The organism is Inquilinus sp. (assembly GCF_057815775.1).
Genome location: NZ_JBYRFX010000780.1, coordinates 1 through 7,131 on the forward strand (window position 1 = coordinate 1; position 7,131 = coordinate 7,131).

A 7,131-nucleotide genomic window follows, 5' to 3' on the forward strand; every position below is an offset into this window, starting at 1 on the left:
GCGATGGTGTGGGCGAAGACGTGGCCGGAGCCGGGGGTGGCCTTGAAGCCGCCGGTGCCCCAGCCGCAGTTGATGAACAGGTTCTCGACCGGGGTCTTGCCGATGATCGGGCTGGCGTCCGGCGACACGTCGACGATGCCGCCCCACTGCCGCAGCATGCGCATGCGGCTGAAGATCGGGAACATCTCGACGATCGCCGAGATCGTCTCCTCGATCACGGCGAAGCCGCCGCGCTGGGAATAAGAGACATAGCCGTCGATGCCGGCGCCGATCACCAGCTCGCCCTTGTCGGACTGGCTGACATAAGCGTGCACCGCATTCGACATCACGACGCAGTCGATCACCGGCTTGATCGGCTCCGAAACCAGCGCCTGCAGCGGGTGGCTTTCCAGCGGCAGGCGGAAGCCGGCGAGGTCGGCCAGCACCGAGCTGTGGCCGGCGGCGACGACGCCGATCTTGCCGGCACCGATATAGCCGCGGCTGGTCTCGACCCCGACGACCCGGCCCTGTTCGGTGCGGAAGCCGGTGACCTCGCAATTCTGGATAATGTCGACGCCACGGCTGTCGGCGCCGCGGGCATAGCCCCAGGCCACCGCGTCATGCCGCGCCGTGCCGGCCCGGCGCTGCACGGTGCCGCCATGGACCGGGAAGCGGATGGTCGGGTCCGGGTTCAGCGCCGGGCAGAATTCCAGCACCTGTTCGCGCGACAGCCAGTCGCTGTCGATGCCGTTCAGCCGGTTGGCGTGCAGCCGGCGCTTCAGCTCACGCTCCTCATGCGGGTCGTGGCAGATGTTCATCACGCCGCGCTGGCTGAACATGACGTTATAGTTGAGGTCGGCCGACAGGCCTTCCCACAGCTTCAGCGCGTGCTCGTAGATGAAGGCCGAGGCGTCGAACAGGTAGTTCGACCGGACGATGGTGGTGTTGCGTCCGGTGTTGCCGCCGCCGATCCAGCCCTTCTCCAACACCGCGACATTGGTGATGCCGTGTTCCTTGGCCAGGTAGTAGGCGGTGGCCAGCCCGTGCCCGCCGCCGCCGACGATGATGACATCGTAGGCCGGCTTGGGATCGGGCGAACGCCAGGCCTTCTGCCAACCTTCATGGTGCGAGAGCGCATTGCGCGCGAGCGTGAAGATGGAATAGCGCGTCATCGATCGGATGCCGGTCCTGAAGTGAGCCGGCATCGTGGCAGAGCGCGGTCTCCGGTCGCAAGCTTGAGCGCGACGCGCAGGCGCCGCACCGCGCCAAGGCCGGAATGACGATGGGAGAGGGTCGGCTTGATGTCCGCCGAATCCAGCCTCAGTCCGTCGGGATCTCGCGGCCGCGGCCGACACGGCGCAGCAGGGCCATCAGCTCCGGCTGCTCCACCGCGGCGCGGCGGTATTGCGGGCGCAGCGCCTCCAGCAGGCGGCCCTTGGTGCCGAGCGCCGCTTCGGCGTAGCCGATCATCACCGTGTTCGGCCAGGCCTGGGGCCGGATCGCCGCCAGCCGCGCCACCGACGCTTCCTCCTCGCCCGGATGGCGTTGGGCGATCAGCATCAGCATCGCCGCGGTCGAGCGCGACACGCCCATATGGCAGTGCACCAGCAGGTGGCGCAGGCTTTCGCCCTCCGCCGCCATCGCCTCGCCGAAGCCGAGGATGGCTTCGACATGCTCCGGCATCGGGAAGACATATCCCGGCAGTTCGTCGATGATGTCGTGGAACCGCAGGTCCAGCCGGCGGTGCGGCGTGAAGCCGTCAAAATAGGTCTCGGCCGGCGTGCCAGGATCGGCGATCGACAGCACATGGGTGACCCCGGCGGCGCGGAAGCTGGCGATCTCGTCGAGCCCGCAGACGGTGAGATGGCGGTCGGGGTGCAGCAGCATGGCATGGTCCTCGGTTGAGGCCGGATTTTTCCCCGCCGCCGCCATCGGGTCAAACGCCGATGCCAGGAGCCAGCTGTGCGGACCGGTCATGTGGGGCCGGCAGCGACCTCAGAACAGCCCTTGCACCAAGCCGTCGCCGTCGAGCCGGATGGCGTTGGCGGCGGGCACCTTCGGCAGGCCCGGCATGGTCATGATGTCGCCGCAGATCGCCACCAGGAACTCCGCCCCGGCCGACAGCCGCAGCTCGCGCACCGAGACGGTGTGGTGCGACGGCGCCCCCTTCAGCGACGGGTCGGTGGAGAAGCTGTACTGGGTCTTGGCGACGCAGATCGGGAAATGGCCGTAGCCCTTCTGGTACTGGGCGAACTGGTCGCGCACCCGCTTGTCGGCAACGACCTCGCCGGCGCCGTAGATCGCGGTGGCGACCGTCCGCATCTTCTCCCACAGCGGCAGGTCGTAGTCATACAGGGTGCGGAACTGCGCCTGACCGCTGTCGGCCAAGTCCGCCACCTTGCGCGCCAGCTCCTCGGTCCCGGCGCCGCCGTCGGACCAGTGGGTGCAGACCTGCGCCTCGACCCCGTGTTCGGCGCAATAGTCGCGCACCGCCTGCAGCTCGGCCTCGGTGTCGGCGGAGAAGCGGTTGATCGCCACCACCGCCGGCACCCCGAACTGGCCGACATTACGGATGTGGCGGCCGAGATTGGCCAAGCCGCGGGTCAGCGCGGCGACGTTCTCGCGGTCCAGCTTCTCCTTCGACACGCCGCCATGCATCTTCAGCGCCCGGACGGTGGCGACGATGACGGCCGCTGCCGGCTTCAGCCCGGCCTTGCGGCACTTGATGTCGAAGAACTTCTCGGCCCCGAGATCGGCGCCGAAGCCGGCCTCGGTGACGACATAGTCGGCCAGCCGCAGCGCCGTCTTCGTCGCCATCACCGAGTTGCAGCCATGGGCGATGTTGGCGAAAGGCCCGCCATGGACGAAGGCGGGGTTGTTCTCCAGCGTCTGCACCAGATTTGGCATGAATGCGTCCTTCAGCAGCACGGTCATCGGCCCGTCCGCCTTCAGGTCCTTCGCCGTCACCGGCTTGCGGTCATGGGTCTGGCCGACCACGATCCGGCCCAGCCGCGCCTCCAGATCCGCCAGGCTGTTCGCCAGGCAGAAGATCGCCATCACCTCGGACGCCACGGTGATGTCGAAGCCGTCTTCACGCGGAAAGCCGTTGGCGGCACCGCCCAGGCTGCTGACCGTCGACCGCAGCGCCCGGTCGTTCATGTCCATCACCCGCCGCCAGGTCACCCGCCTGGTGTCGATGCCGAGCACATTGCCCCAGTAGACATGGTTGTCGAGCAGGGCGGCCAGCAGATTGTGGGCGCTGCTGATGGCGTGGAAGTCGCCGGTGAAGTGCAGGTTGATCTGCTCCATCGGCACCACCTGGGCGTGGCCGCCGCCGGCGGCGCCGCCCTTGATGCCGAAGCAGGGGCCGAGCGACGGCTCGCGCAGACAGATCGCCGCCTTCTTGCCGATCCGGTTCAGCCCGTCGCCGAGGCCGACGGTGGTGGTGGTCTTGCCCTCCCCCGCCGGGGTCGGGGTGATGGCGGTGACCAGGATCAGCTTGCCCTCGGGCCGGCCGTCGAGGCTGTCGACGAAGCCGCGCGTCAGCTTGGCGATGTTCGGACCATAGCTGTAGAGCGCGTCGGCCGGGATCCCCAGCTTCGCCCCCACTTCGGTGGCCGGCTGCAGCGTGGCCGCGCGCGCGATCTCGATATCCGACAGTACCGCCATGGCAAAAGCTCCCCAGCCCGTTCTTCCGGCCCGATCGTCGCATAGCATCCGACGGGCCGCCTCGTCTGCGGCGACATGGCCCGGCCCCGGCGCGACCGGCGCGGGACGCCGACCGTGAGCCATGCATTTCAATCATTCATCCATAACAGGTCCGTCGCATGCCGGCCCTTTGTCGAATTTGCGACCCGTGCTACCGATTCATCAGACAAGGCGCAAACGCCGCCGGGAGGCATAGGAACAATGGGCCAGGATCCAGCCGACGACACCGAGACCATCGGATTCCTGCTGATTCCGCAGTTTTCGATGATCGCCTTCACCTCGGCGGTCGAGCCGCTGCGCATCGCCAACCGCATGGCGGGCAAGCCGCTGTACCGCTGGACCGTGCTGTCCAAGGACGGCCAGTCGGTCAAGGCCAGCAACGCCATCAGCGTCGGCGTCGATTCCTCGCTGGCCGAGCTGAGCCGCCAGTCCGGCATCTCCAAGCCGCTGGACATGGTGTTCGCCTGTTCCGGCCTGGGCATAGAGCGCTATCGCGACGATGAGGTGTTCGCCTGGCTGCGCCGGGCCGAACGCCAGGGCGTCGGCATCGGTGCGCTGTGTACCGGCTCGCACCTCCTGGCCCGGGCCGGCCTGCTGGGCGGGTATCGCTGCGCCATCCACTGGGAAAACCTGCCCGGCTTTGCCGAGACCTTCCCCGAGATCCCGGTGTCGAGCGACCTGTTCGAGGTCGACCGCAAGCGCTTCACCTGTTCCGGCGGCACCGCGGCGATCGACATGATGCTGCACCTGATCGCGCTGCGGCAGGGCCGGGACCTTGCGACCAAGGTGTCCGAGCAATGTCTGGTCGACCGCATCCGCAGCCCGCATGACCGCCAGCGCCTGCCGCTGCGCGCCCGTCTCGGCGTGCACAACCCGAAGCTGGTCTCGGCGATCGAGCTGATGGAGGCGAACATCGCCGAGCCGCTGCCCCAGGAGGATCTGGCCGCCCATGTCGGCCTGTCGCGCCGGCAGCTGGAGCGGCTGTTCCGCAAGCAGATGGGCCACAGCCCGGCGCATTACTATCTTGAGCTGCGGCTGGAGCGGGCGCAGCACCTGATCAACCAGAGCGACCTGCCGATCGTCGACCTGGCCCTGGCCTGCGGCTTCGTCTCCGCCTCGCATTTCTCGAAATGCTACCGCCAGCTCTACGGCCGGTCGCCGCGCGAGGAGCGGGCGAACGCCATCCTGCGCGGCGTGCCGATGCCGGAACGGCCGGTCCGGCAGCGTGTCATGGCGTGAAACCCAGCTATGCTGCGCTGCGGCAAGACGGGACTCGCCACAATGGTCCGACCTGTGCATAGTCCGTCGCTTCGCGTAACGGCATCCCGGACCCGAATGCCCGAAGACCGGACCTGGCAGGCCCTTTCGGCCGCCGCCCGCCCCGTCGCAGAGACGCTCAAGCACCCATGACCCGATTCTACGTGACTGGCACCGACACCGAAGTCGGCAAGACCATTGCCTGCGCCTGCCTGGCCACCGCCTGGGACGCAGATTACTGGAAGCCGGTGCAGACCGGCCTGGCCGAAAAGCAGGGCGACACCGCGACCATCGCCGCCCTGACCGGCCTGACCGCCGACCGGCTGCAGCCGCCGCGCTACGCCTTCCAGGCACCGCTGGCCCCGGTCGCCGCCGCCGCGCTGGAGGAGAGCGAGATCGACCCGGCGTCGATCGTGCCGCCCTTCTGCACCCGACCGTTGCTGATCGAAGGCCCCGGCGGCGGGCTGATGGTGCCGCTGGATTGCGCCGCGCTGGCGATCGACCTGCTGGCGGTGTGGCGCTTCCCGACCATCGTGGTGGCCCGCAGCGCGCGCGGCACGATCAACCACACCCTGCTGACGATCGAGGCGCTGCGCAGCCGCAAGATCCCGATCGCCGGCGTGGTGATGAACGGCCCGCTGAACGCCGGCAACCGCGCCGCGATCGAGAAGCATGGCGGCGTGCCGGTGATCCTGGAGATCCCGGAGCTGCAGCGCGTCACCCGCGCCGTGATCGCCGAGCTGGCCCATGCCGTGCCGCCGCTGGGCGAGATCGTCGCCGAGGCGATCGCCGCCTGACACATCGGCCCAGCCGAAACAGAACGGGCGCACCAGGGCGCCCGTTTTCATTTCGATCGGATGTGGTTCAGTCCAGCGATTCGTCCATGGCGAAGCCGCCGCGACCGTCGAAGGTGAAGCGGCCATCCTGCATCGCCTTGACCCAGCGTGCCGAACGCTCCAGCCCGCCGAAGGCGAACAGGTGCAGCTGGGCCAGGCCGCAGCCCGGCTCCTTGACGCGGTAATCGGCCAGTTCGGTTAGCAGCTTGTCCGGCACCGACACCGAGGCCAGCTTGGCGATGTTCATCGCCTGGCGGGTCAGGAAACGGATCGACGGGCCGACGCCGCACATTGCGGCATAGTGGATCAGGCTCTTCAGCTTGGCCGGGCCGGCCAGGCCGAGATGGATCGGCAACTCGTTGCCGGCACGGCGCAGCGCGCGGTCCCAGGCGATGATCGCCTCGGCGTCGAAGCAGAACTGGGTGGCGATGTACATCGACGTGCCGGTCGCCTTGGCATAGGCGTTCTTCTCGGCCACGGCGCGGGCGACCTCGTCGGCCGGGATGTCCTTGCTGCCCTCGGGGTGGCCGGCGACGCCGATGGTCTTGATGCCGTGGCGCTGCAGCAGGCCGGTCTCCAGCACCTGCATGGTGCGGTCGAACGGGCCGACCGGGCTGGACACGCCGCCGCCGATCACCAGGGCCTGGTCGACCCCGGCCTCGCCGGCGAGGCGGCGGAGATACTCATCGAGCTCGACGTGGCTTGCCAGGCTGCGGGCGCCGATGTGCGGCACCGGCACCAGGCCTTCGCCGCGCAGCCGCGCCGCGGTCTGCACGATCTCGCCGAGATCGGCGCCCGGCAGCATGGTGATGTAGACGGGGGTCTCGGGCGCCAGATGCGCGCCGTAGCTGGCGGTCTTGGCGGCGATGCCGGGGGCGGACTCGATCGACAAGCCGCGGAACAGATCGACCACCGCCGTCTTGGGCGTGGGCAGGGAGACGATCTTCGCGGTCGACCGATTGAACCCGAGCATTCACCGACCTCCATGGGCACGGCGCCAGCACCGGCGCGTGATCACAAGATGGTGATGACGGGGCTTTCCTGCTGCGTCCGCGACGACCGGAACTGTCCGGAAGGCGACACCGCGGCGCGATTGCGACAGCTGCGGCCGGGCGGCCGGTGCCTAGTCCGCGGCCAGGATCTCCGTCGCCACCGCGATGAAGGCGCGCAGCTTCGGTGCCGTGCCGGCGCGCCGGGGGTAGTAGAGGAACAGCCCGGCCTCCTCGATCGCCGTCGCCGGCAGCAGCCAGCGCAGCCGGCCGTCACGCAGCTCGTGCCGGACCAGCGGCTCGAACACATAGGCGATGCCGGCGCCGGCCAAAGCGAGGTCCTTGGCGTAGCTGGAATCGGT

General features: G+C 68.8%; 7 protein-coding genes. 2 read left to right on the top strand and 5 right to left on the bottom strand.

What is annotated here, in order from left to right:
* From AC3XYG_RS27715 to AC3XYG_RS27725, 3 genes are all read right to left on the bottom strand, one after another.
* The coding region (locus AC3XYG_RS27715) for a sarcosine oxidase subunit beta family protein (protein ID WP_489143104.1) at positions 1–1,151 on the bottom strand (1,151 nt) is incomplete at its 3' end.
* Between the two features lie 148 nt (positions 1,152–1,299).
* Positions 1,300–1,866, bottom strand: a complete 567-nt coding sequence (locus AC3XYG_RS27720; RefSeq protein ID WP_489143105.1) for a tyrosine phosphatase family protein — start codon at positions 1,864–1,866, stop codon at positions 1,300–1,302.
* A gap of 108 nt (positions 1,867–1,974) precedes the next feature.
* The gene (locus tag AC3XYG_RS27725) at positions 1,975–3,648 is read right to left on the bottom strand and encodes a formate--tetrahydrofolate ligase (RefSeq protein WP_489143106.1); all 1,674 of its coding nucleotides are present in this window, start codon (positions 3,646–3,648) and stop codon (positions 1,975–1,977) included.
* A gap of 240 nt (positions 3,649–3,888) precedes the next feature.
* Between AC3XYG_RS27725 and AC3XYG_RS27730 the strand changes: the two genes are divergently transcribed.
* Positions 3,889–4,926, top strand: coding sequence for a GlxA family transcriptional regulator (locus AC3XYG_RS27730; RefSeq protein ID WP_489143107.1), 1,038 nt, complete (start codon positions 3,889–3,891; stop codon positions 4,924–4,926).
* Positions 4,927–5,093: 167 nt separating this feature from the next.
* Positions 5,094–5,741 carry a dethiobiotin synthase gene (gene bioD / locus AC3XYG_RS27735; RefSeq protein WP_489143108.1) on the top strand — a complete coding sequence of 216 codons (648 nt, stop codon included), beginning with the start codon at positions 5,094–5,096 and terminating at the stop codon, positions 5,739–5,741.
* Between the two features lie 67 nt (positions 5,742–5,808).
* On the opposite strand, the gene AC3XYG_RS27740 is transcribed toward bioD, so the two are convergent.
* On the bottom strand, positions 5,809–6,753 hold the full coding sequence (locus tag AC3XYG_RS27740) for a methylenetetrahydrofolate reductase (protein ID WP_489143109.1): 945 nt from the start codon (positions 6,751–6,753) through the stop codon (positions 5,809–5,811).
* Between the two features lie 150 nt (positions 6,754–6,903).
* A partial coding sequence (locus tag AC3XYG_RS27745; protein ID WP_489143110.1) for a LysR substrate-binding domain-containing protein occupies positions 6,904–7,131 on the bottom strand: 228 nt, incomplete at its 5' end.

What these genes read in the sequence shown, in the direction of transcription:
- AC3XYG_RS27730 (WP_489143107.1), top strand. Translation starts at nt 3,889, where the DNA reads ATGGGCCAGGATCCAGCCGACGACACCGAGACCATCGGATTCCTGCTG.
- AC3XYG_RS27740 (WP_489143109.1), bottom strand. Translation starts at nt 6,753, where the DNA reads ATGCTCGGGTTCAATCGGTCGACCGCGAAGATCGTCTCCCTGCCCACG.
- AC3XYG_RS27725 (WP_489143106.1), bottom strand. Translation starts at nt 3,648, where the DNA reads ATGGCGGTACTGTCGGATATCGAGATCGCGCGCGCGGCCACGCTGCAG.
- bioD (WP_489143108.1), top strand. Translation starts at nt 5,094, where the DNA reads ATGACCCGATTCTACGTGACTGGCACCGACACCGAAGTCGGCAAGACC.
- AC3XYG_RS27720 (WP_489143105.1), bottom strand. Translation starts at nt 1,866, where the DNA reads ATGCTGCTGCACCCCGACCGCCATCTCACCGTCTGCGGGCTCGACGAG.